The sequence below is a fragment of the Microcoleus sp. FACHB-68 genome, assembly GCF_014695715.1.
Taxonomy (GTDB): domain Bacteria; phylum Cyanobacteriota; class Cyanobacteriia; order Cyanobacteriales; family Oscillatoriaceae; genus FACHB-68.
The window spans coordinates 1,058,205-1,082,647 of sequence record NZ_JACJOT010000008.1; the positions used below are offsets into that span (position 1 = coordinate 1,058,205).

Annotated in this window: 19 protein-coding genes; 4 read left to right on the top strand and 15 right to left on the bottom strand. The window is 46.5% G+C overall.

Annotated features, from left to right (window positions below):
* Positions 1–153: 153 nt before the first annotated feature.
* From H6F73_RS13265 to H6F73_RS13285, 5 genes are all read right to left on the bottom strand, one after another.
* Positions 154–606 carry a PAM68 family protein gene (locus tag H6F73_RS13265; protein WP_190759189.1) on the bottom strand — a complete coding sequence of 151 codons (453 nt, stop codon included), beginning with the start codon at positions 604–606 and terminating at the stop codon, positions 154–156.
* A 7-nt stretch (positions 607–613) separates the two neighbouring features.
* Positions 614–883 carry a 30S ribosomal protein S15 gene (gene rpsO, locus H6F73_RS13270; protein ID WP_190759190.1) on the bottom strand — a complete coding sequence of 90 codons (270 nt, stop codon included), beginning with the start codon at positions 881–883 and terminating at the stop codon, positions 614–616.
* Between the two features lie 67 nt (positions 884–950).
* The gene (ruvA, locus tag H6F73_RS13275; protein WP_190759191.1) at positions 951–1,580 is read right to left on the bottom strand and encodes a Holliday junction branch migration protein RuvA; all 630 of its coding nucleotides are present in this window, start codon (positions 1,578–1,580) and stop codon (positions 951–953) included.
* Positions 1,581–1,770: 190 nt separating this feature from the next.
* Positions 1,771–2,241 (bottom strand): nucleoside deaminase, encoded by a 471-nt coding sequence (locus H6F73_RS13280; protein ID WP_190759192.1) that lies wholly within the window; start codon positions 2,239–2,241, stop codon positions 1,771–1,773.
* Between the two features lie 87 nt (positions 2,242–2,328).
* Positions 2,329–3,675 carry an ATP-binding protein gene (locus H6F73_RS13285; RefSeq protein WP_190759193.1) on the bottom strand — a complete coding sequence of 449 codons (1,347 nt, stop codon included), beginning with the start codon at positions 3,673–3,675 and terminating at the stop codon, positions 2,329–2,331.
* Positions 3,676–3,793: 118 nt separating this feature from the next.
* On the opposite strand from H6F73_RS13285, the gene H6F73_RS13290 reads away from it, so the two are divergent.
* Positions 3,794–5,479 carry a DUF262 domain-containing protein gene (locus H6F73_RS13290; protein ID WP_190759194.1) on the top strand — a complete coding sequence of 562 codons (1,686 nt, stop codon included), beginning with the start codon at positions 3,794–3,796 and terminating at the stop codon, positions 5,477–5,479.
* A gap of 168 nt (positions 5,480–5,647) precedes the next feature.
* Here the strand turns inward: H6F73_RS13290 and H6F73_RS13295 are convergent, their stop codons facing one another.
* From H6F73_RS13295 to H6F73_RS13330, 8 genes are all read right to left on the bottom strand, one after another.
* The gene (locus H6F73_RS13295) at positions 5,648–7,057 is read right to left on the bottom strand and encodes an IctB family putative bicarbonate transporter (RefSeq protein ID WP_190759195.1); all 1,410 of its coding nucleotides are present in this window, start codon (positions 7,055–7,057) and stop codon (positions 5,648–5,650) included.
* A gap of 248 nt (positions 7,058–7,305) precedes the next feature.
* Positions 7,306–8,766, bottom strand: a complete 1,461-nt coding sequence (locus H6F73_RS13300) for a GAF domain-containing sensor histidine kinase (protein ID WP_242072436.1) — start codon at positions 8,764–8,766, stop codon at positions 7,306–7,308.
* A 539-nt stretch (positions 8,767–9,305) separates the two neighbouring features.
* Positions 9,306–10,037: a GUN4 domain-containing protein gene (locus tag H6F73_RS13305; protein ID WP_190759197.1), complete on the bottom strand. Its 732-nt coding sequence runs from the start codon at positions 10,035–10,037 to the stop codon at positions 9,306–9,308.
* Positions 10,038–10,137: 100 nt separating this feature from the next.
* The gene (rfaE2, locus tag H6F73_RS13310; protein WP_190759646.1) at positions 10,138–10,641 is read right to left on the bottom strand and encodes a D-glycero-beta-D-manno-heptose 1-phosphate adenylyltransferase; all 504 of its coding nucleotides are present in this window, start codon (positions 10,639–10,641) and stop codon (positions 10,138–10,140) included.
* A 108-nt stretch (positions 10,642–10,749) separates the two neighbouring features.
* Complete coding sequence (locus tag H6F73_RS13315; RefSeq protein ID WP_190759198.1) at positions 10,750–10,941, bottom strand: hypothetical protein; 192 nt, start codon at positions 10,939–10,941, stop codon at positions 10,750–10,752.
* A 239-nt stretch (positions 10,942–11,180) separates the two neighbouring features.
* Positions 11,181–11,825, bottom strand: coding sequence for a pentapeptide repeat-containing protein (locus H6F73_RS13320; RefSeq protein ID WP_190759199.1), 645 nt, complete (start codon positions 11,823–11,825; stop codon positions 11,181–11,183).
* A gap of 457 nt (positions 11,826–12,282) precedes the next feature.
* The gene (locus H6F73_RS13325) at positions 12,283–16,458 is read right to left on the bottom strand and encodes a S8 family serine peptidase (protein WP_190759200.1); all 4,176 of its coding nucleotides are present in this window, start codon (positions 16,456–16,458) and stop codon (positions 12,283–12,285) included.
* 564 nt (positions 16,459–17,022) lie between these two features.
* Positions 17,023–17,307, bottom strand: a complete 285-nt coding sequence (locus H6F73_RS13330) for a hypothetical protein (RefSeq protein ID WP_190759201.1) — start codon at positions 17,305–17,307, stop codon at positions 17,023–17,025.
* A gap of 302 nt (positions 17,308–17,609) precedes the next feature.
* On the opposite strand from H6F73_RS13330, the gene pap reads away from it, so the two are divergent.
* Positions 17,610–19,097 (top strand): polyphosphate:AMP phosphotransferase, encoded by a 1,488-nt coding sequence (gene pap, locus H6F73_RS13335; protein ID WP_190759202.1) that lies wholly within the window; start codon positions 17,610–17,612, stop codon positions 19,095–19,097.
* A gap of 163 nt (positions 19,098–19,260) precedes the next feature.
* Here the strand turns inward: pap and H6F73_RS13340 are convergent, their stop codons facing one another.
* On the bottom strand, positions 19,261–20,166 hold the full coding sequence (locus tag H6F73_RS13340; RefSeq protein ID WP_190759203.1) for a pentapeptide repeat-containing protein: 906 nt from the start codon (positions 20,164–20,166) through the stop codon (positions 19,261–19,263).
* A gap of 429 nt (positions 20,167–20,595) precedes the next feature.
* Between H6F73_RS13340 and H6F73_RS13345 the strand changes: the two genes are divergently transcribed.
* Positions 20,596–21,561, top strand: coding sequence for a YdcF family protein (locus tag H6F73_RS13345; RefSeq protein ID WP_190759204.1), 966 nt, complete (start codon positions 20,596–20,598; stop codon positions 21,559–21,561).
* Positions 21,562–21,740: 179 nt separating this feature from the next.
* Positions 21,741–23,504, top strand: coding sequence for an ABC transporter ATP-binding protein (locus H6F73_RS13350; protein WP_190759205.1), 1,764 nt, complete (start codon positions 21,741–21,743; stop codon positions 23,502–23,504).
* A gap of 239 nt (positions 23,505–23,743) precedes the next feature.
* Here the strand turns inward: H6F73_RS13350 and H6F73_RS13355 are convergent, their stop codons facing one another.
* Positions 23,744–24,298 (bottom strand): hypothetical protein, encoded by a 555-nt coding sequence (locus H6F73_RS13355; RefSeq protein ID WP_190759206.1) that lies wholly within the window; start codon positions 24,296–24,298, stop codon positions 23,744–23,746.
* Positions 24,299–24,443 lie beyond the last annotated feature (145 nt).

The following is a 24,443-nucleotide window of genomic DNA, read 5'->3' on the forward strand; positions in this document are numbered from 1 at the left end:
GTTTTATCCTTGACCCTATGCGCTAGGCGCACACTCCGCTATCACCCTTTACCCTCGTTCGCAATTAAAATGCGCTTCAAATCATCAGGGAATTTGCATCATCAGCTTCGACTGTTGCCAAGCGCCATCGCACAACTAAGCGCTGGCACTCTGTCAAGTTTTTTTCCGGGCTGAGCGCCAAGCCTCGGTCATGCGTCCAAAATTCGTTGTAAACTCGCTCCAGCCTAACTTGCTTCCCGGTATTTCCTCATCCCAAGAGGCGGAGATTACTCCGTAAGTTAGCCCCAAGACGCCTAAGCCAAAGAAGCCCATGCTCACTAACACAACGGCTACATTGGGCAACTCAAACAATTTATTCGTGACAATCCAATAGCTGACAACAAATGTGAACATCCCTAAGAAGGACGGGATGCCACAAAATAGAGCCATGCGAGTGGCCATCCGTTTGCTCACCACCTCTGGGATGGCCGTTTCGTCCCTAGAAACCGGACGCTTTTTGTCAGCTTTTTCAGCGGCGGGTGCTGTGGTTGGGCTGTTTTTATCCGGTTTTTTGCGATTTTTAGCCGGCTCAAACGGGAGGCGATCCCGTGGGGATTCTGATGACATAAGCTGTTTAACCGCGAATGCCCAGGCGAGTGATTAAGGCGCGATAACGATCGTGGTCTTCTTTCAGGATGTATGCCAGCAGACGCTTACGCACGCCGATCATTTTCAGCAAGCCGCGTCTGGAAGAGTGGTCTTTTTGATTTGCTTTTAAATGCTCGCTGAGCCGATTAATCCGGTCGGTGAGCATTGCAACTTGGAGGTCTGCTGAGCCAGTGTCCGTTTCATGACGTTGGTACTCAGACATGAGTTCGTGTTTGCGCTCTTGCGTCAGTGCCATCGATTTCTCGCCAATTTCATATATGCAGCAATTTTTGATTATACCACTGTTTTTTAGGCCGGCAAGGTTATTGCCGGCTCAACCAGGCAATGCTGGCGCGAATCCAGGCTTCGGCATCTGTGTTTTCAGACAAACTGGCGTCTTCAGAGAGGGCAGACAGGGCTTCCATTACCTCTGGACTGGTATATCCCAACGCTAGCAGCGTCATTTCCACATCTTCTTGAAGTGCCGTCGCAACCCCTGCCGGCACCGGCATCGCTAATCCCGATTGCTGCCGCCATTCTGCCAGTTTGGTTTTAAGTTCCAAAGCAATCCGTTCCGCTGTTTTCGCCCCCACTCCCGGCGTTTTCGCTAGCTGGCGGGTATTACTGGTGACAATTGCCTGGACTAAATCTTGCAATCCTAGGGTATCAAGCAAGGCAATCGCTAATTGAGCGCCAATCCCACTGACACTCACTAGCTGGCGAAACAAATCCCGTTCCGCAGCGGAGGCAAATCCGTAGAGTACCTGTTGATCTTCCCGAATTTGTAAGTGAGTGAACACTTGAAATGCTTCTCCGGCTGCCGGCAACTGCTGCACCATGCGCGGCGGGATTTGCAGGTCATATCCCACCTGATTTACCTCTAAAGTGAGGGTAATTCGATTTGCCGTGCTTTTATGAATGCCGGCAACTTTACCTTTGAGATAACTGATCATTCACTCTGTAATTAGATGTCATTAAACTGCTTACAAAACAATAAAAGAGTAGATTTTTCCGGGATTGGAGCTAGAAAATACCCGAATATCGTTTAAACCGAACCTACCCTGAAAATGGTTTGCCTAATCCTTGTAAAATAGTTAAGTTAAAAATTAAATTTTATAATATTTTAACTTTATAAGCTTGTCTTTAGTATAATTTTCCAGATTTTACATTTTCCCATTCTTGAAAAATTTCTAAATTTTCTTCTTTCATAAAACCTCCCTGAATTTCAATAGAGCTATTTCCTAATTGTTTCATTTGCTGATTGGAAATGTTTAGCTCTCTGAAACCGGCATTCTGGGCATCTTCGATGCTGGTTCCGTAGACAATTTTGGAAATATTTGCCCAATGACAAGCACTAAAGCACATGGGACAAGGTTCGCAAGTGGAATAAATCACACAACCAGACAAATCAATCGTATTTAATTTTTTGCACGCTTCTCGAATCGCGTGAACTTCGGCATGAGCGGTAATATCTGTACTTTGCCAAACAACATTATGCACGCAACTGATAACTTCTCCATCTTTGACAATACACGCGCCAAAAGGAGTTGGCCCTTTTGTTAGACCTTCTTTGGCTTTTTCGATTGCCATTTTCATGAATTTTTCATCGGTCATTTTTTAGTTCTCCTCCCTGTTGTTGATGTTAACTATTCCCAAAAGTTGCAATTTTACAAGCTTAAATTAGGGAAAGAATCAGGCAATTTACGAACGCTTCTTACCTTTTTTGCTCAACTGACCGGCTATTGCTAATTCTGCCCTAAGAAAATCAACAAATTGCCGCGCTGTACGCCCAGAACGACCGTTATGGCGAGTTGCCCACTGTAGTGCTTTATAATCTAAATCTTCTTGACTGAGATTAATGCCGGCTTGCGCTGCGAGATGGCGGACAATTTTGAGGTAAGTGTCTTGATTTGCCGGCTCGAATGTTAAAGTTAAACCAAAGCGGTCGCTAAATGAAAGCTTTTCTTGAACCGTATCCCAAGCGTGAACTTCCTCACCGCTACTCGGACGGGGACGATCATCAAAAAATTCTCGAATTAAGTGCCGCCGGTTAGATGTCGCATAGACAATTACATTTTGAGGTCTAGCGGTAATATTTCCTTCCAAAACTACTTTCAGTGCTTTAAAGGCATCGTCATCTTCTTCAAAGGAAAGGTCATCCACAAAAATTATAAATTTTTGCGGTAAATTCCGCAACTGCTCAACAATTGTCGGCAAGTCTTTCATGTCAGATTTTGCCACTTCAACAAGACGCAAACCCCGTTCGCCGCATTCATTCAACAAGGCTTTCACTAACGAAGATTTACCAGAACCACGGCTGCCATAAAGCAAGACGTGCAGCGCTGGAAAACCGGCTAATAAAAATTCTGTATTTTTAAGTAAGGTTTCTCGCTGAAGTTCATAACCCATTAACTCATTAAGTTTGATAGAATCCGGGTGTGGAATTTTGACTAATTTCCCTGAATTCCATCGTACCGCCCGCGCCTCTGCAAACAAGCCAGTGCCGTACTTCTGATAATAATTTGTTAAATTTTCTAGGGCACCTGACCAGTTGTTTTGCGATTGCAAGAATGATACAATTTGCAGCTTAGATGTAGCTTTTTCTTCAGTCTGTTCATAATCCCAAACAACCGGCGCATCGGGTATTGCGGAAGCAGTTTGCACCCACCGGCTTAACTGTTCACCGCTGCAATAATACAGACTTTGCAGGGCTTGTAAATCATGTTGGGCGGCAGCGATGAGTGCCGACGGCAAATTGTCGAATTCAGTTTGCTGCGCGTGTTGGGTAAAGGGATTCTCATCTTTAAGAATTTGAGCGATTAGATAATTTTGCCAGCTTTGATTTTTGGTAGCCAAAGCTTTGAACCAACTGCCATAGGCTTGCAGGCAATTCGTACCACTAGCATCGCTTTGGTGGAGGGCTTGCAAGAGGTTGAGGAAAGTTTGACCAACAGTGCCGGTGAGAACGTTTTGGTAGAGTAGCAGGGAGGCTGCTTGGCGTTGCAGGAACCGGATAGAAGCGATGGTGTGAGTATTGGGAAAAGACATGATTACAATTGTATAGCAGTAAGGGATGCGTTGCTTCCATGTTTAAGGTTATACCTTAGTGAGAGGAGACAACACTTTTCTGAAACGAGAGTCAACCGTACCTAAAATAGGAGTAAGCATGAGTCCAGCTAAAATTCACGGTGCTGAATATTCTATTGGCAAAGTTTTTAGTGATGATTTTGTCTTTACAATTCCTCTCTATCAGCGTCCCTATGCTTGGACAACAGAGCAAGCCGGTGAAATGCTTGAAGACCTCATCGCCTTTTTGGGAGATGGTTACAAATCTATTGAGAATGTCAATCCCTACTTCCTCGGCAGTATTGTACTGATTAAAGGCGATTCGCCTGAAGCGGATGTTGTAGATGGTCAGCAACGCCTCACCACCCTCACAATTTTGCTAGCGGCTTTGCGATCCTTGATGCAGACAGAAAAGGCGAAACACTTGACTCCGTTTCTTTATGAGATTGGGAACCGATTTAAAGGGAGTAAGGACAACTATCGCCTGACTTTACGCGAGCGAGATGCAGAGTTTTTTAAAAAAAATATTCAGAAAGAAGGGGGAATTAATAACCTGGCTGAATTAAACTCTGCTGTCCTGTCCGATAGCCAGAAAAATATTAAAGAGAACGCGCTGCTATTTATTAAACGTTTGCAAGAACTTCCAGAATCTAAACAAGATGACCTCGCTGAATTTATCATCACTCAATGTTTTATGGTTGTCGTTTCCACTCCCGATATGGATTCGGCTTACCGCATCTTTTCGGTGCTGAATGATCGAGGCTTAGATTTGTCGTATACTGACATTTTAAAATCCGAAATTATTGGAAAAATACCTGAAACCGCACAACAAGAAGCCTACACAGCCAAGTGGGAAGCAATTGAAGAGAGGCTAGGGCGCGAGACATTTAAGGATCTTTTCGCTCACATCCGCATGATTTACCGTAAAGCGAAGCAGAGTGAAAGTATTCTTAAGGAATTTCGCAAAGAGGTGCTGCCGGCGAAAACTCCTCAGCAGTTTATCGATGAAACCCTAGAGCCTCTTGCTGATGCTTTTTATGATATTAAAAATTTATCTTATCAAAGTGAAAAGTTTGCTGAGAAAATCAATGGAATGTTTAAATGCTTAAATCAAATTGATAATTCTGATTGGATGCCCCCGGCAATTTTTTATCTATCGCAGAATTATAACAAACCAGACTTGCTCGTGCGCTTTTTTAATGATTTGGAGCGCCTTGCTGCCGGTTTGATGATTCAGCGATTTAATATTAACAAACGCATTGAATCCTACCGCCGGTTATTAATGGCTATCGAACAAGGCGAAGATTTATACACATCGGCATCTCCGCTTCAGCTTACTCCTGAAGCTCAGAATAATATCCTGCAAATTCTCAATGGGGATATTTATTTAGTTCCGAAAATTTGCAGTTATACCTTGCTTCGCTTAGACGCCAAACTTTCTGAAGGTGAAGCATCTTATCATTTCCCTAATGTAACGGTCGAACACGTACTACCTCAATCACCCGCTGCTAACAGCGAGTGGATGCAATGGTTTCCGACTCAGGAAGAAAGACAGAAATATGTACATCGCTTAGGAAATTTGGTTTTGCTGTCCCGCAAAAAAAACAGTCGGGCACAAAACTACCACTTTGATCGTAAAAAACAGCAATATTTCACAACTCAAAGTGGTGTTTCTGCATTTGCGATAACGACCCAAGTGCTGCACGAAAAGGAATGGACAACGGCAGTCATTGAGCGCCGGCAGAAGAATTTAATGGATGTTCTCAAAAACCTTTGGCGTTTATAATCGCAATAACCTTTGGCGTTTATAATCCCAATTGGATCGGAAATCAAATTTATTAGACAGTCGCACTGTAACTAAACAAAACAGTACAGATGAGATTGATTAATCGTTAAAAAGATAAAGATTGCCGGCTGCATTGGAGGTAACAACCGGCATCAAATCTTCTTCCTTTTAAACAGCGGAATCTTCGCTAGAGATTCGCTCATCCGCCGTCTGCCGGTTTGGAACCGTATAGTAACTAGCAACAATCGCCACCATCAGCCACCAAAGCGTACTAACTTCAGGACGATACCAAACCGTATCGACAAAGCCATGAGCGAGCATACCGGCAATCGTGGCAATTGCTGCGATTAACCAATACCCTTCCGCACTACCCAGCCGGCGTAATCTGGCAAGCTGCACCCGTGCTTGGTTAAACGTCACTAACAGCAGCCAAATAAAACAAATTAAGCCAATAAAGCCGGTTTCTACTGCTACTTCCAGCCAAATAGAATAGGCACTCAAGGCAGTAAAACGCGGCTTCATATAAAGCGGGTAAATTTTATTAAAAGCCGAGTTACCTGGGCCAATTCCTAAAATCGGACGATCTCGAATCATCGCTAGTACAGCATCCCAAACATTAATGCGGAAATTATTACTGCTGTCCTTGCGATCCAGAAAAATACTGAACACGCGATCGCGCACCGGCTCAACAAACATCACCGCCACAATTAACGCCGCAACTGCCCCTCCCAACACTGCCGGCATCGCCCAAGTGCGCCAGAAAGGTGGCAACTCAATGCTGATCCAATAAACCAGTAACAGCATCATGATACCCAGGGAAACCACCATGCCGATCCAGCCACCCCGGCTAAACGTCAGAATCAAGCAAGCTGAATGAACAACCGTCATCGTCAGCGCCAAAGCTTTCGCACCCCAACTGCGCCAAGCAAACATCGCCGCAATACTCAATGCCACAGCCGGCAGCAGATACCCAGCTAGAAGATTAGGATTTCCTAAATAGCTGTAAACCCGCGTCATATTCGCACTCGCAGACGTGGGATCTGTCCAAGTTGCCAATGGCGGTGCCCCAAAAAACCACTGCCGCATCCCGTAGACACTGACAATTAGGCAAGTATGTAAATACAACCCAATTAACCAAGCGCGAATCCGAGGCGAACGCAACAGTCGTGATAAGAGGGCAAACAGCAGCAAATAAAGCGTCAGCTTACCCCAGCCCACAAATGCCGCCTTTTTCACCGGCGATAGCGCGGTTGCCACGGTTGCCACACTCCAGTACAGCAACACCATCCAGTGAATCGGAGTCACACCGACTTGCGCCTCATCCGATAGCGTCAGCAGCAACCAAAAGCAAGCGCAGGCGATCAGTAAAACGCCCACCAAATCGTTTGATACAAAAGGAACCAGCGCAAATATCAAGCTCACCAATATTGCGGCAATTGGTTCACCCCACTGCATCAACACGCTACCCTTACGCCAAGCACGTAGGGGATCGCCGATTAAACGATAGAAATAGCTAGCAGTTTGCCACTTGTGTAGCAAAAAGTTTTCCAAAGTTAACTGTTGCCAAACAGAATTCATGAATTGCCTTTCACGTCCCAGAAACAATCGTTGTGGCTTTCGAGACCAAACTCGACTGTGAAATTTGCCAGATTCGAGTTCAGTCTCGAACGGCAAAAGTTATAAGCCATTATCTTGTAAAACGACTTAAAAGGCTCTAAAACAGGAACAAAGATATCCTGCCCATTTTTCTGTTAGCGTCAATTTTTCTTGATATCAGCCGGGATTCGGGCATTGTTTAACGGCTCATTTCCCAGTCCCGGCTTATTTTAGCTACCATAAGGCTCAGTGAAAGAAGCGGTGACTTCTGGCAAACTGACCACATATCGATACCCAGACTCCGGTGAGCCTTGGATTGAGATGTCTCCGTTGTGCATTTCTGCTAATACGCAGCTGAGCAACAGTCCTATGCCTTCACGAGAGCGGTTGCCACCAAATTGCCGCGCCGGCTCTAATCTTTCTGACTCAACCAGTGCCTCCAAATTCGACTCAGCTAGCATTTGCGCGTTCGTTATATGGGGCGTTTCCAGTTCGTCAGGTAGTTTACTGCTCTCATCCGCTGCTAGGGACTGTGAGAGGGTGAGTTCTGATAAAGGACAGGAAGACAGTGCTGCGAGGGGAAGCCCTTCTCCCAGCCAGGGGTGGGATACCCAAACCGCAATATTAAACCCAGAAATTCTGCGAGAGACATGGAGGCGAATAATACTGCCGGCAGTTGCAGATTGAATCACACAGAACAGCAGATTATATAGTAGCTGCTGGATCTTCAGCTTATCAAGCATCCAAATGCGATGACCCGGTTCGACGGATAAACGTATTTCTTGCTCTCGCCGGCTGGCATCTTGTTCTAAAGCGTTAATCACCTGCTGGCACAACATTTCAATATCAATCGCCGTCAGACGCAGTTCCGGCATACTGTCGTCCAGTTCTCCCAGCGCTAAAATTTCATCCACCAGCGAGATTAAATAACGGCCACTGCCGTGGATAATTTCTAGATATTCCTGCTGTTTGTTGTTTAAAGGCCCGTAAATTCCTCGTTCCAGTACACTCGCCATCCCCATCACTGAAGTCAGGGGTGTCCGTAAAGCCTGAGTAACGTGGGTGAGCATTTCGGCTTTAATTTGCTTGAGAGCCGTCTGGAAACCCCTTTGGCTCTGAGAGGCAAAACCGGCCCCAGAGCTAGAAAAACGCTGTGCCGGCTCACCGGCAAGGCGCTGGCGCTCAAATTCACTCATACACCAGCGGGCTGTCAGTTCCAAAAATTGAATTTCTTTAACGGTAAAGGTACGAGGGGCCAGATCCATTACGGCTAGCGTCCCCAAGCAATGGCCGGTCGATGTCAGCAGCGGGACTCCTAAATAAGCACGAATGCCGTACTGCTGCACGAGGGAACGATGAGCAAATAGGGGATGATTGGCTGTATCTCGGATAGCCAAAACCTTTGCACTTTCCACCACTTGGGAACAGAAACATTCATTCCGCAATAAGTGGATCTGAGCTTGCTGTTTCAGCGGCAGCAAATCGCTCAATCCCACCGCAGCTTTTAACCATTGCCGGTCTTTATCCAGCACTCCCAAAATGCAAATCGGGATTTCCAAAAAGTCAGCCGCTGTTTGGACAGCTTCCTCAAACACCGGCACTTTCTGCGCTTCTAACAATCCCAATTCTGCTAAGATCAGCAGGCGCTGCTCCTCCTGTGCTACCGCACTCAAACTATCAAGCGAATCCATTTGTTTGTTTTCGGGGGCTATCATAGCGGTTTTGGGTTGCGATCTAAAAATATTACAAACATTCATGTACGGTTGCAGGGAAGAGAGTTTTAGCTGATTCGCTCCCTGGCACCCTCCGCGATTGCCTTGAGTGCAGGCGATGTGCCGTCAGTTTGCCGAGGCGGTAAGAACTGAGGGGTTATTGGTAGCTGTGTACCTGCTGAGATGTTTGCCAGATGCCATCGCCCTTCACCCCAGGCAGGATCAACGACCTGGAAAGGGTTTCTGACCTCAGGAAAAACTTAGCACGCTACCTCTGTAGGCTGTGGGAGCAATACCTTACACTTATATTTCCCTATCTGCGCTCGTGACGAACACAGCTAGAACACAGATAGTTAGATTTTCCGATTAATCAAATATTTAACGGTGAGGCAGCCACCGCTGCGAGTCTTGAAAAGAGGGTGGCTTTTGGCACCGGCAGCCGCCGCACACAATCCTATATCCTCTGTGCCGGCTGCTCGTCGCCCACCTTGACTGCTGCCGGCATTTCTTCATCCCTCCTAATTCGGACGCGCCTCCCAAGCTGGGTGCGTGAGCAACTTTTCCATCACTCTCACGCCCCGTAGTTGGTTTGTCAGTGGCAAATGCCCCTTCGGTGCACTCAGATCCCAGGTAAATCCTTGGGGGTAGCGAGTCCAGTTATTGCCGGCTTTCCAGTTAATTTTCGGCCACAGTTTGTCCCAGTTTTTGCCGACGGATAGCCAAATTTCTCGCTGTACAGAAAAACCAAACTTGCCTTCTGAGTAAACCCCCCACAAATAATCGAGGGTTTGCAGATCGGGGATGGGGAAGTTGTCTACTTCGGTGAAATACAGCCACTTTCTTTGCAATGCACTGGCACCGGCTAACTCACACATCAATTGCAGTGTCAGCCGATCTGCTTCTTGAAAGTCTTGAGCTGCAAGCATTTTTTGCAGCGGGAGATAGTCGATTCCCCGTTCTGAGCGTAGCGGGACGACTCCGGTGGGAAAGTGAGTGTTCAGGAATTCTGCTGCTTTGGGTGAATCGGATTGGAAAAGCATCTGGTAAGCTTTCCCGATGGCCACAGTTGCCGGCCCAGACCGGCGCTCTATTAAGAATTCCATTAAAATGTCCAAACCGGCCTCACTCGGATCTGCCAGCTGCTGAATCAGTTGCAGTTGGGTTTTCTCTGGTGCCGATCTTAACTGGGAGCCAAAGCCGGTGATATCCATTGAGGCGTTGGGGGCTGAGGAAGTCGTCGAGTCAATCATGAGCAGCTATCAGCGATCAGCTATCAGCTATCCGCTGAAGCATGAGTTTTAACCTATTGTACAATCCTCGTCGCGCTCATCTCACGCTTTGGTTAGCGGTTTAAGCGGGATTGCCTTGGGGATGCAAGATTCGGTTAATAATGGCGGTGGTGGAGGAAGGAATTTCAATGTTAACCAACTCGATGCGACCCCCATAAGCTTGAACCGTTGGGGCTTCGGGCAGAGTTTGAATTTGATAGTCGCCGCCTTTAACGTAGATATCCGGTTTCAAGCCGGCAATCAGGTTGGTTGCAGTGGTTTCGCTAAAGATCACGACTCCGTCCACCGGCTTGAGCGCACATAGCACTTCTGCGCGTTGCATTTCTGGCACTATAGGCCGGTTGGGAAGTCCCTCCCGGTTGGGTTTGATAGCTTGTACAGAGTGATCGCTGTTTAGCCCGACAATGAGTGTTCGTCCGAGGGATTTGGCGGCTTGCAGGTAGCGAACATGACCGGCATGGAGCAGATCAAAGCAGCCGTTGGTAAATACAAGGGTTCTCCAGCGTTCGGGTTCTGAGGCGAGGGCTTGTTGCAGTTCAGTTAAGGTGTAAAGACCAGGAAACATGATTTTTGGGAGAGTGGGGCGCTGTGCCGGTGTGGGAAAGGACAAATTCTATATTTTTCCTCTTTTACCCTACACCGACGTGGCACCCACTCCCTTTGATGGTTGCTTTTAGCGGTTAGCCGGTTCAAAGTTGAGCGACAACTGGGATCTTTGAGCGCTGGGCTGCACGATTGCATTCTGAGGGACAGTGGGCTGCCGGTGCAGTTCTGATTCGGTCTGGGGGGCATAGGGGACTTTTACGCCTGAGAACAGGTTAAGTAAAAATGTGACTGTGGCGGCTAGTAATAATCTTTCAAACATTTCCGTGTCCCCCCATTTACCGCTCAATAGCGTGATCTCTGTTGCCAGATTTGTGTCCTTAGATAGATAGTGCCTTGTCTGGCTGCTGTGGTACGTGATTTCAACCGATGAAAGGGTGTGACAATTGCCAGCAAGCAGGGTGAGGCGGATCACATGGGTGAAATATTGAGGGGAAAGTGGCGATCCGTTGAGTGCCGGTAAAACATATACCGAGAGCGATGTGCCGGCTGTCTCAACGGTTAAGGGTGGATGCTGCCATCCGGCATGGTTGCCCCACTTAAATCTGCGCCGGTTAAGTTGACGCCGTGTAAATTTGCACCCAGTAGGTTGGCTTGACTTAAATCTGCGGCGCTTAAGATGGCTTCGTTAAGATTGGCTCGGATCAGGCCGGCTTCTATCAAATCTGCTCCACCTAAGTCTACTTTAGCCAAATTGGCTCCAATCAGATCGGCTCCTCTGAGGTTGGCACGGCGGAGTTTAACTTCGCACAAGTTAGCGCCATGCAAATCTGCCTGTCGCAAATTGGCTCTCGATAAATTGGCTCCCACCAGGTTTGCTTCTCGCAGTCTGGCTGCTCTTAAGTCTGCCTTGCTTAAGTTTGTGCCAATGAGTTCTGCCCAACTCAAGTTCGCCACAACCAGCACTGCCTCCGTCATATCCGCGCCTGAAAGGTTGGCTCTCCTCAAATCGGCTTTTGCAAGTTTAGCTCCTCTTAAAATTGCGCCGGTGAGGTTGGCGTTGCGTAGGTTTGCCCCACTGAGATCAGCTTCACTCAAGTTGATCCCTTTCAAGTCAGCTTCACCCAAGTCAGCCTTCCGCAGGTTAGCTTTCGTAAAATTTCTGGCTCCTGTGGCGTATTGCTTCAGAATTTCCTCAATGTTCATTCTCGCTCCTCAATGCCGTGCCTTTACAATCGTTTTACGGCGCTTGCTTGAGTCGCTCCCTAAAGAAGCTCAGCGATACAGGTGAGTTTGCCGGTGGCTGTGTGATGAAGGTGCTGCCGGTTTTTGGGGCAGAAGTTTTTTAGGGAGTGATTGCAAGCATGAAGAGGAAGCTTGTTGAAGTTTTGCAAGATTTTGATGGGGTTTGCCCGCAACTGGAGGAGTTGATCTCCCCAAACCCCCCTTAAAAAGGGGGGCTTTTGAACATGAGAAATCAATTCCTTGCTTTAGATACGAGCCAAGGGTTTTTTTGTTCCTATTTCCCTGGCAAATCCATATACAATTCCCATCATTTTATTAGCGGATAGATTAGTTTTCGTAGTGGCAATGATCGAGTGAATGGGATTGTAGCCTTCTACTGAAAATTTCAACACCTTAATCGATATCTATCTGCTAAAAATTAAGCTTTGGGCACTGTAATGAACTTGCTAGGCCATGACAATGTGTTCTGATAGAGTGTGCGAGTGCCGTAGGCTGTGTTATTCCAATTGGATTCAGAAATTAAAATTGATCCATCTGGGTTAATTTGCTCAACCACAGCAACATGACCCCATTGCACCGCTCCTCCAGTATAAGGATCCCATACCGCAATACAGGGAACTTGAGGGGTATATGTTACAGTAGCGCCACGTGCCGCAGTATCGTCCCATGTACCGGCATCCCCTAACATACTATCTAAAGCATATTCGCTATAGCCTAACTGCATCATTCGACCATGAGCGTACCAAGTACAATTTTGACCGGGAGAGGGAAAAGGATTACGAGAAGTGTACTCAGCCCAGTTCGACCAATTGCCAAAGTCTTGTGCTGTAAGGATAGTTGAAGGGGTGTTAGTTGGAGGTATAACGTTTGGTAAATCCCCTTGGTAATAAGCCGTAGCCGTTGAACCATTCCAAATGATGTATCCACCCTCAAAAGTTTGCTGGGTAACTCCATTCCCTATACCAGTTTCTGCACTCGTCGGAGCACCCAGAGGGCCATTTAGTCCTCCTGTATTCAAGTATTCCTGACGAATACCCCCGTAAAGTGGGAAGATGCCATGCTGGCTGCTGACAACCGAGCCTTTATCAAAAAGTTGATAGCTGATGTTACCTGAATAAAGGATGACATCAGATGTAGGATTTCCCATTTGATACTGTTGGGCGATAGAACTGATTGTTGGACTAGATGAATTGTTATTATCAGCCCCCTGAGATCCAGGCACGCCATCAATAATTGCAGCCGAAATCCAATCATCTGTGCCAGCAATCCGATACCAGCGATCACTTGCAGTTCCTAAAGAATCACTGTAGTCAACATAATCTCCAATTTTCCAAGCATCAAACTCCACTGTATCTCTGTAATTCCGAGACCCAACTTCTGCGGAACTTATGGTTGCTTCATCACGAACAATTGCACCGATTGTGGCAATAACAGTGCCAGAAAATATTGAAACTTCATTGCTTCCTGTTGAAGTTAGATTACTTGGAGGTAATAACGAGGGTTGACTAGGTGGATAACCGTTGATATAGACGCTAGGAACCCAGTAATCTGTATCTTTTAGGCGATACCATAAGGCATCGTCGTTGTTATACCAAAAGTCTTGGCCAACTTCACCCCAAGTCCAAGCATCAAATTCAAGTAGTGTATTACTCTCTGCAGCAATTCCCTCTCCCCACCTGTCCTCAAATTCAGGAGATCGGCGGTAAGAGACGCCATAGTAGGGTGCGCCAATGGGTGCAACACTCCCACTAAAAGATTCATTGGTAATGGAATAATTAAACTCCACTGCTCGTTCAGACGGACTAACTTCCCCCTCACCCTGCCAAGTATCAGGGGTTAAGAAAGCTGTCGGCATATACTCTTCCGGCATCGTCAACTTCGCAACTTCCACCGCCTTTTCTGTATTGAGTAAACCGGCACCCGTCTCCTTATCCCAACCGGCAACATTCAAATCAGTTGCACTCGACTTGAGAACCTCAATCACTTGCCGGTAATTTAATTCAGTATTTGCCTCCCACAGTAGAGATGCGGCACCTGTGACTTGTGCGGCGGCAACGGAGGTTCCTGCCATGTTTCCGACATCATCACCGACAGTGGATGTCACCGGCTCGCTTATACTCCCTCCTTCGGCTAAGATATCCAAGCCGTCGCCATAGCTGGAATAAGCCGCCCGCTCAATTCCATTCGCCGCACCGGCAGTAATAATATTGTCAAACTCTTGGGAAGCTTGTCCCAAAACTGACATGACATCCCCATCATTGCCGGCAGCCGCTACAATCAAAACCCCATTTTGTCGTGCATATTCCAGCGCTTCTCGTTCACGAGGTGTAAATTCGTAGCGGGTTTTGATACTGCCATCTGCTTCAACCTGAGTTAAATCCAAACTTAAATTGACGATCGCGTTGGATTGTCCGGTTTGCTTAGCATAATCGACAAATTCCATTAAAGATTCTGCCCACTTGCCAGAACCAATGGCACGCCCTAACCATAATTTTGCATGGTCATTCATCCCATAAATGCCGGTGCCATTATTTTGAATCGCGGCAACTAGTCCTAACATAAATGTGCCGTGTTCGTTGCCTTCTCCAGCTTCAATTAAGGGGTTATCATCACCATCAACCCAGTCTTTCCCTAAAACGAGGCGAGAGTAGTCAAGATCAGGGCTTTTTGCAGCAAATCCAGAATCAATAAAGCCAAGCAACGGCGTTACAAGCGCTGTTTCGCTGACTGTAAAACTCGTAACTGCGGTGTTACTCTTCCCACCGGCTTTGTCGTAGGCAACACCTTTTAATTGATATTCACCGGGCGCTAATCCACTGATTTGATAATTTAACCAGCCCCAGCGATCATCTTTGCTAGACGTTAAAAAATTGGTAGCATTTTCAACTTCCTGACATTCTTTATTATCTTTACGACGCAGAGAAAATTCTACCCGCTCTAAATCGCCGGCACCACTGGCATCAAATGCCCACGCATCATTTAATCGAACAGTTTCTCCGTTTAAATATTCTTCCTTCGTCGTCTTAAATTGGAAATGTTTTGGTGATGGGTTTTTCTTAGAATTCTTCCCACCGGCATTCTCTGGCAACTCCATCGGTGGCGTCGGTTCCGCTTCTAACCCAGATAAGGTTTTCGGTGGTGTCACGGTGGGTGTCAGCTTCTCTCCCACAGGAGTTTCAGTTGCCGGCGGCGTTGCATTGCCTTCATTGATATCAGTTGATGAATTAGACTCAGTTACCGGCACTGTTGGATTATCTTCAACATCGCTAGAAGTCACCGGCACTGTTGCATCATCTTCAACCTGGGTAGAAGTTACCGGCACTGTTGAATTATCTTCAGCATCCCCAGAAATTGCCGACACTGTTGGATTATCTTTAACATCGCTAGAAGTTACCGGCACTGTTGGATCATCTTCAGCATCCCCAGAAATTGCCGGCACTGTTGGATTATCTTCAACATCGCTAGAAGTTACGGGCACTGTTGAATTATCTTCAGCATCCCCAGAAATTGCCGGTGTAGCAGACTCATTTCCTAAATCTGCTGAATTACCCAAATTCACCGGCACCCGAACCCCATTACCTCCCAAAAATTCACCTGAAAGCATATCTGCACTATTTGGGCAGCATTTACGTCCCTCAGCAAATCCATGTTTTTGCCAATGCTCAAAAGCCAGCATTTTGTTGTTTCCAAAAGCGGCAGCTAAATCGGCATTGTTATTTAAATAAAAGTCTAAATCAACTGCCGGTGAAAATTTGCGTCCTTCCGTAACGCCATATTGTTGCAAATGCTCAAGTGCTAGCTTGTAGTTTTCTCCAAATGCTTCTACTAAATCTGGGTTATTTTCTAAATAATATTTGAGATTTACCCACGGCGAAAAATTGCGTCCTTCCCCTACGCCGTAGTTTTGCAAATGATCCAATGCTAGCTTGGTGTCTTCTCCAAACACTTCGGCTAAATCTGGATTATTTTTCAAATAATACTTAAGATCGACAAACGGCGAACAACTGCGTCCTTCAGCGATGCCGTGTTTTTGCCAATGTTCATATAACTGCTGATTACTTGTTATGCCGGCTTCCACTAAATCGGGGTTGCACACTCGATAAAAGTTCAGATTCAGCAACGGTGAGAAATCTCGCCCTTCATTTAAACCGGCATCCTTAAAATGTTCGTAGAGTTGCTGAGGCGTCGTTATGCCGGCTTTCCCCAAATCTGGATTCATCGCTGCATAACAATCTGCATCAAATATTTTGTCAGCGTCTTCTAATTTTAATTCCGAGAGTTCACTGGCGCTTGTTTCAACAGAAGATAACTCGCCGGTGATGGTATCCAGAGCATTTGTGGCTGCAACCGTGCTATCTTTCTCATTGATGCCGGCTGACAAAACTGACACTGTCGCATCGCTGCCGATAACCAATGCTTCATCTGGCATTGCTTCTGGACTCATGCCGGCAGAAGTATCCAGAAAATCTCCATTCTTGTTTAAAATTGCACTGCCACTGCCCGGATCGCTCAACCTGAAGAAATTCTCATCAGGAGGAGTATCTATCAAACCACTGCTGAATTGAGTGCCGATTGAAATTTCAGAATCCAACATTTGTCCCTTTCTCCAAAAATTGACACAACTTCCTGACTTCTGCCGGTAACAAAGCGAAAATGAGACGGCTATACTTAAAAAATAGTTTAAGTATAAAAACTACAAGGTAGATAAATTTACCTACTTGTAAGTAAAGTATTATGAATAACTTCACAAACAGGTGTTTTGATGTGCTCGTTTCTAGCTCAGGTAGCAAAAAGCTTTTTCCAGGAAACGATAAGCTCTATCTGAAGGATAAAAACTGCTCGGACTAGAATGCTTACAGAAATCCTATCTTTGCGTTTTAGGTATGTCCTCTGTGGAATTACAGAGGTTTTCCAGAAAAGACAGTAAATTTATAGACAGACGTTTTTGATGAAACTTTGAACAAATTCAGGCAAACCGTATAATAAGACACAACTTTATGTATAAAATATGATTCAGCCGATCCCAGCCATTAAGCATACAAAGTGTGACTAAAACTGCTAAGCTTCAGCTAGAGGCATTCATAAGTATAGAAAAGTAAAATTACTTAATCAGTTGACTGCCGAACCAAGAATGCCTGTCTTTTTATCCTGAAGAGTGTTAAGGTTCTGGCTTTTCAATCACGGATACGATACGTTGCAACGACTCAGTTAATTGCGTCAGTTGATCCATAGAATCTTGCTGGACTTGCGCGAGAGTTTGCACCGCGTCACTTAAGGCAAAAATTTGATAACCTTGCTGTTGCACCTGTAGCGACTGGTGCTGCACTTGAGCTGCGAGCGCATCAATACGCTCAGCTAAGCGTTCTACGGTAACGGTTGTAGCGAGTACAGCCTCGCCAATTTGCTCAACAACTGACTCCAAACGATTGATTTTAACGTCCACTGCCGGCTCAATCCTTTTATCTACAACCCTGATTCGTGCTCTAAGGGTCAAAATGCCGGCCTTTGGAAATACTAGGCAGCGGCAAACTCTCAGATCACTTTCAGCAAAATTTTATTAGATTGTAGATGCAGACAAGCTTCCTGATGGAAAGGCCCATTAATCGTGCCTTGTGCGCTATCACAAACAACCGTTAATGGTTGTGGTGAATCTCATTTGCTGTAATGTTGCATGATAACAAGCAACGTGCGCGTTCTACAACGAACTTTTATTCTGGGTTATAAGCACCTAATCTTAACTCTCCAATGTTAGACACCCTAGATTTAAACCAATCTTTAGATAAAGACACCTACAAAACTCAGATTGAAGCCCTGATGCGGGAACTGCGGCAACTGCAACAGGCGTGTTGGGAAAAAAAATTGCCGACGATCGTCGTCTTGGAAGGCTGGGCGGCGGCGGGTAAAGGTTCGCTGGTGAAGAAAATGGTGGAATACATGGACCCGCGCGGGTTTGTGGTTCACCCAATTTGGCCGGCCACTGAACAAGAACGACAGTACCCGTTTCTGTGGCGATTTTGGCAAAAACTGCCGGCGCGTGGCAGCATTGGTTTTTTCTATCACAGTTGGTACACTCACGTCTTAGAAGACCGGCTTTTTGGGCGTTTGCCCGAAACAGAGGTTCACTCAGCAATGAGTCAAATTAACGCATTCGAGCGCCAACTCATGGATGATGGCGCGACGGTTGTTAAATTTTGGATTCATGTAAGCAAGAAAGAATTAAAAAGCCGGCTCAAAAAAGCCGGTGCTGATGAATTGAAAGCATGGCGGGTACGCCCAGAAGACTGGCAGCAAGCCAACCGTTATCCAGAATACGCAGCTTTTGCTGAAGAAATGGTGAGCCGCACCAGCACCGGCATCGCCCCTTGGACACTGGTAGAGGGAGACTGTCAGCGCTGGGCACGAGTTAAAGTTTTAACGAAAATGGTAACAAGCCTCAGAGAAGCACTCGACCGGCTACAAAGTCAAGCGCTGCCACCTGTCAGAGATCCACAAGAACAGTTAGACGCGACTGAACCGGATTTCTTAGGGCAAACTGATCTGAGTGTCAGCCTTGACAAAAAAGATTACAAAAAGCAGTTACGCAAAGAACAACTGCAACTGCGAAAACTTCAACTGAGCATTCACGAAAATCAAGTGCCGGTGCTGGTGTTGTTTGAAGGGTGGGATGCTGCCGGCAAAGGAGGAGCGATTAAACGCTTAACCGATGTGCTCGATCCTCGCAGTTATATTGTCAGCGCCTTTGCCGCCCCCACAGATGAAGAAAAAGCCCATCACTATCTCTGGCGGTTTTGGCGCAGGTTGCCCACCGCCGGCACCATTGGCATTTTTGATCGCAGTTGGTACGGGCGAGTGCTGGTTGAGCGTGTTGAAGGATTTGCCACCGAACCTGAATGGCGTCGCGCCTACCAAGAAATTATCGAGTTTGAGGAGCAACTAACCAGCGCCGGCTGCGTGTTGGTAAAGTTCTGGCTGCACATTAGCCCAGAAGAACAATTAAAGCGCTTTCAAGAACGCGAAGAAAATGCCTTTAAGCAACACAAACTCACCGCAGAAGATTGGCGAAATCGGGAGAAATGGCCGCTTTACAATGTGGCAGTCAATCAGATGATTGGGCGTACCAGTACACCCACCGCACCTTGGACAGTGGTTGCCGGCAATGATAAATATTTCGCTCGCGTCAAAGTCATTCAAACTGTTACAGAGGCAATTCGCACTGAGCTGAAACGCCGGTGAAAGCGAGGGGGTAGGGAGAAGCATTTTGTTGGGTTTTCGCTGCGCTCAACCCAACCTACGAAGCTGGGAAGAAGATAGGGGGTGAGAGGGTGAAATATTCCATACCTTTTAGTTGTCGCAGCCATGCCCCATGCCCCATGCCCCATGCCCAATCCCCCATGCCCTAACAACTCAGCGTTTCCCTCGTTTCTTTGCGCGTCCAAGTAGTGGTGCCGGCGGCAATTAAGCAGAGATACCGGCGGGTTGATTCAGGGAGCGTGACGCCGGTAAAGTCAGCTCCCTCGATTTTTGCCCCTAATAAATGCGCTTCACTGAGATCGGCACCGCTTAAATCTGCGTTTGTGAGATTGCTCCAATTTAGATTGGCTTTGCTCAACAGTGCCTTACTCAAGTCGGAGCCGGCCAAATTTGCCCCGGTTAAGCTGCCGCCCCGAAGCTTTGCGGCGCTGAGATTTGAAGCCATTAAATTTGCGTCTTGCAGGTTGATGCCACTCAGTTTGGCTTCCCTCAAATCGACGCCGTTAAGATCGACGCCATTGAGTTCAATCCCATTCAAAAAAGCTTTACTGAGATTCACCCCATTTAAAAACGCTCCATCAAGGATCGCCCCGCTGAGCCTTGCACCTGACAAATTTGCCCAATTCAAATTGGCTCGGCTAAGGTTAGCTCCCCGCAGATTAATATCGGTGAGATTGGCGCTACATAAATTTACACGTTGCAGATTGGCACCGCGCAGATTAACGCCGGTGAGATTAGCACCGCTAAGCTTGGCTTTAGATAAATCTGATTTCACCAAAAAAGCGCCGTTGAGGTTAGCCTTAGTCAAGTCAGCATCAGCCAGATTGCCTTCGCTGAGTTTAACAAAACTTAAATCTGCCCAGTTGAGAAAGGTATCACTCAGATTTGCCTTTGTCAGGAAAGCGCGACTGAGATTGGCTCCCATGAGATTGGCACCTGTGAGGTTAACCCCGATCAAAGTTACCTCACTCAGGTTTGCCCCTTGCAAGTTGACACCGGCAAAGTCCCTCTCTCCCGCATCGTAGAGCCTAAGTAGATGACTGACTTCCATATTGTGAACTCTCCAGTTGCGACCAGTTTGGGGCTAGGCCATTGATGGACAAAGCTAAAATTGTGGAACGTGACATGAACAGCGAGGGTGAGTAGCTGAGTTTTATCATGTCGTTAAAATGCCCTTAGTAGCGAGGAAAATTAACGAATTATCTTTTGGTTTTTGTGAAGATTTTTAAAGTACAATTCAGCAGATGACAAAGCGAAAGACTAGGTAGAAGTAGCCTCACTCAAACGATAGGGTAATCTCACACAATGATTTCAACCAAAATTTTCAGCCTGAAAACACCCAATAAGGATATTAACCTGGTTAGTATTTAATGCATTTTAAGAAACAAATATATTTGTCAAGAATTTTTATGCTTGAATTCAGGCGAGCCGGCAAGAATATCGGTAACAAAGTTGTGGCGACAGTTAAGGAAGTTTGCAAATGTTTTCTTTACTAACCCAAGCGCTGCTATGGCTGCTGGTTCTCACCTTTTTGTGGTATGTCTTGCAGCGATTAGTGCCGAAAAACTATTTGGCTGTGTTGGGCTTCGTAATATTGGTGCTCGCCCTGATACTGCCATTTTTCTACCCAGCTGCTCCATTGAGTGGCAGTGCTTGGAGCATTTTGTCGTTACCGCTGAAGCCGCTGGGTCTGTCTCTGTTGCTGTTGCTGCTAAGTAAGAAGGGAAAAAAGGCGAATTTAGTCATTTGGGCTATGGTGATTTTGGTGTTGTCGAGCAACCCTTGGATCTCTCGGTATTTAGAGCGCCAAGTAGCTTCAGCCGGCGTATCAACGGCTCAACTTTGTAATGCGCCGGCCAGTGTGCGAACAGCCGGCACAGTTGTACTGTTGGGTCGAGGCGTAACCGAGGCGTATCAACCCTACGGGACTCAAATTCCCCAGGTAGATACGAACGAACGCATTCTGGCAGCCGCTGCCGAATATCGGCAGCAAGCCAGGTTTGGCGTTCGTCCCCTCATGATCGTCAGCGCCGGCAAGCAGGCAGTGGGGACGACCAAGCAAACTGAAACAGAATATATCAGGACTATGCTTGGAAATATGGGCGTCCCGGAAGTTACGGAATACAATAGTGTGAGCGTTCACGACAGCGCAGTTAACATCAAACGAATCTTGAACGAGAGACGAGTCAATCAGAATGATCGAGTCGTTGTGGTTGCCTCTCCCATTGATGTCGGTCGTGCCCAGCTGACGTATCAAAAGCAGGGGCTAAACGCAATTTCTAGCGCCAGTAACTTGGAAGAAATCATCTGCGACCCTGCACAAAGACTTTTGACGCTAGCAGACTTTATACCTTCTGCGGAAGCGCTGCTGCGCTCTACACGAGCCATTAATGAATTTTTCACGTTAATTTACTACTTTATGCGCGGCTGGCTGAACCTGAGCTAGAGATTTTGCAATCGAGTGTAACCGGCATTAGGTGGGAGGCAGCACCGGCAGCAATTCGTTTAAACTAAAAAGTCGCCATCGCTCAAGATGAAGTGAATGAGCGTTGAACTTTCTGATAGTTGCGACACAAAAAGCTGTCTCTCCTGCCTAGCCCCTCTCACCTAAAATTAAAAATTGACATGGCTCGCTCTCGATTGCAAAAACTAGCAAATTATTTGCGGCCCCACTGGAAACCAGCGGCTTTGGGCGTTTTAGCATTGCTGATTGTTAACGCTGTGGGAGTTTATATTCCTCTGTTAATTAGCAATAGCATTGATCAACTCAGACTTAGTGTAGAAACAACCGAGCGCACGTCGATACAACCGATTTTGCCCTATGTCGTGCTGATCTTGGTACTGGCGACGGTGATGTGGGGAATTCGCGTCGTCTCGCGGCTGTTGCTGTTTGGAGTGGGCCGGCAAGTAGAATTTGATTTGAAACAAAATATTTTTCAACACCTACTGACCCTTGAACCGTCTTACTTTGCCACCAATACCACCGGCGATCTAATTAACCGCGCGACGTCTGATGTGGATAATATTCGGCGGTTGCTGGGGTTTGCCGTGTTGAGTTTGGCAAATACGGTGTTTGCCTACGCGCTGACGCTGCCGGTGATGCTGTCAATTAATCTTCGCCTGACTGTGTTGGCAATTTCAGTTTATCCCATCATGCTGATTTTGGTACAGCTATTTGCCGATCAACTCCGCAATCAACAATTAGTTGTGCAAGAAGAACTCTCAGGTTTGAGTGAGTTAATTCAGGAGGATATGAGCGGCATCTCCCTGATTAAAATTTACGCACAGGAGGAAAACGAACGCCGTGCTTTTGCCCAGAATAACAATCGGCTTTTAAACGCAAATTTGAAGCTGGCAAGAACTCGAACGTTGCTGTTTCCGATTCTTTCTGGGTTAGCGAGTTTGAGTTTGCTAGTGTTGCTAGCGTTTGGTGCAGGGGCAATTGCAGCCCAAGAAATTACGGTTGGAGATTTTATTGCTTTAATTCTTTATGTTGAGCGTTTGGTATTCCCAACGGCGCTGCTAGGTTTCACGATTACTGCTTATCAGCGAGGTGAAGTCAGTATTGATCGCATCGAGTCGATTCTTACGGTTGAGCCTAAGATTCAGAACTCTGCGAAAGCGATTGAATTACCGAAGCCGGTGCGGGGGACTTTGCAAGCACGGGGGTTGACTTATACTTATCCGGGTGCGAAAGTGCCGGCTTTAAAAAATGTCAGCTTTGAGATTGCTGCCGGCGAAACGGTGGCGGTTGTGGGTCCTATTGGTTCGGGTAAATCGACTTTGGCAAATGCCTTGCCGCGCTTGTTGGATATTGCACCCGGACAGTTATTTTTAGATGGCTGCGATATTACTGAGGTGCGATTGCAGGATTTGCGGGGGGTGATGGCTTACGTTCCGCAAGACAGTTTTTTGTTTAGCACGACGATTAGAAATAATATCCGCTATGGCAATCCTTTAGCTGAACAACCAGAGGTGGAATATGCAGCGAAACAAGCCCAAATTGAGGGAGAAATTCTCAATTTTCCCCAGCAATATGAAACGATTGTGGGTGAGCGCGGAATTACGCTATCTGGGGGGCAACGGCAGCGTGCGGCACTGGCGAGAGCTTTGTTGATGGAGGTGCCGGTGTTGATTTTGGATGATGCGCTTTCGAGTGTGGATAATCAGACGGCGACGGATATTTTAAATAATTTATCCACGGATATCCACCGCAAGACTGTGATTTTTATTTCCCATCAAATGTCCGCAGCAGCAACCGCTGATCGCATTTTTGTGATGGATCAAGGTCAGATTGTAGAAGCCGGCACTCATGCTGAGTTGATGCAAAAAGGGGGTTTATATCGCTCACTTTGGGATCAGCAAAAGTTAAAGGAATTGCTGCGATAAGGAGAAAAGAGAAAGTCAAGGCGCAATTCGTAGTGTGCCCTCTGTGCATCGCATACGAGCGCCATTAGTAAAGGTTTCTAGTCCGAATTCTCTGCCCCTACTGATTAAATCTTTTTAAATTATCAGCGTATGCCAGAGGTCAGGCATACGCTAAAAGCTGCGGTTTCTATCAAAATTTCAACCGCAGATTTGAGGATTTACAGGCAAGCTTTATGCTACATCTCTACAGCAATTAGCGCTTAGTCGTTTTCTAATTTTTGGACGGTTTGAGCGACAACAACTGGCTTATTTTGGTATTCAGCTTCTATCTTTTTCTTAACGTCCAAATCCCACTGCAAATCGTAGTCTTTCTCAAATTCAGCAAGAACAAAGTTGCGGACTGTGCCGGTGACGCTGACCTCATTATCGTCTGTGATAGGTGTCGCGGGGTTGGCATTAATCACCAGCACTTTTTCATTATTAAATAACTGCTGACCTTCCAATCTGAAGGAACGAGGGCCAACAATTTCGTCAACTTCTCCCTCGAGAGTTACAGTTTGACCAACCAGTTTGGTGGGGTTATCAGCCACATTATTGACTGATGTTGTAGGCGGAGGAGCGACTGCTTCTGTTGTTTGCGTGGCTACCGGAGGTGCAGGAGCGACTGCCTCTTTGTTGGGTTCGTTGTTGCAAGCACCCAGAACTGCTGTTAGAAGTCCTAGGGCCATAATTCCCCCAATATTTCCTAATTTTGAGGTGATGCCGCCGGCACGTTCACGGATGCTAGCATCGTTGTTTTTAAATGTATTTTGCATGGAAAACCTCCTCTAACTACTGAGTACGTCCTGGCTATTTTGGCCTACAGTCATGCCGGTGAAGAACATCTTGAAGTGACTGCAATACTCGCTTTTTAACTTTCTAAGCTCACCCTATCGGAGTTCACTGAGCAGCCACATCTTT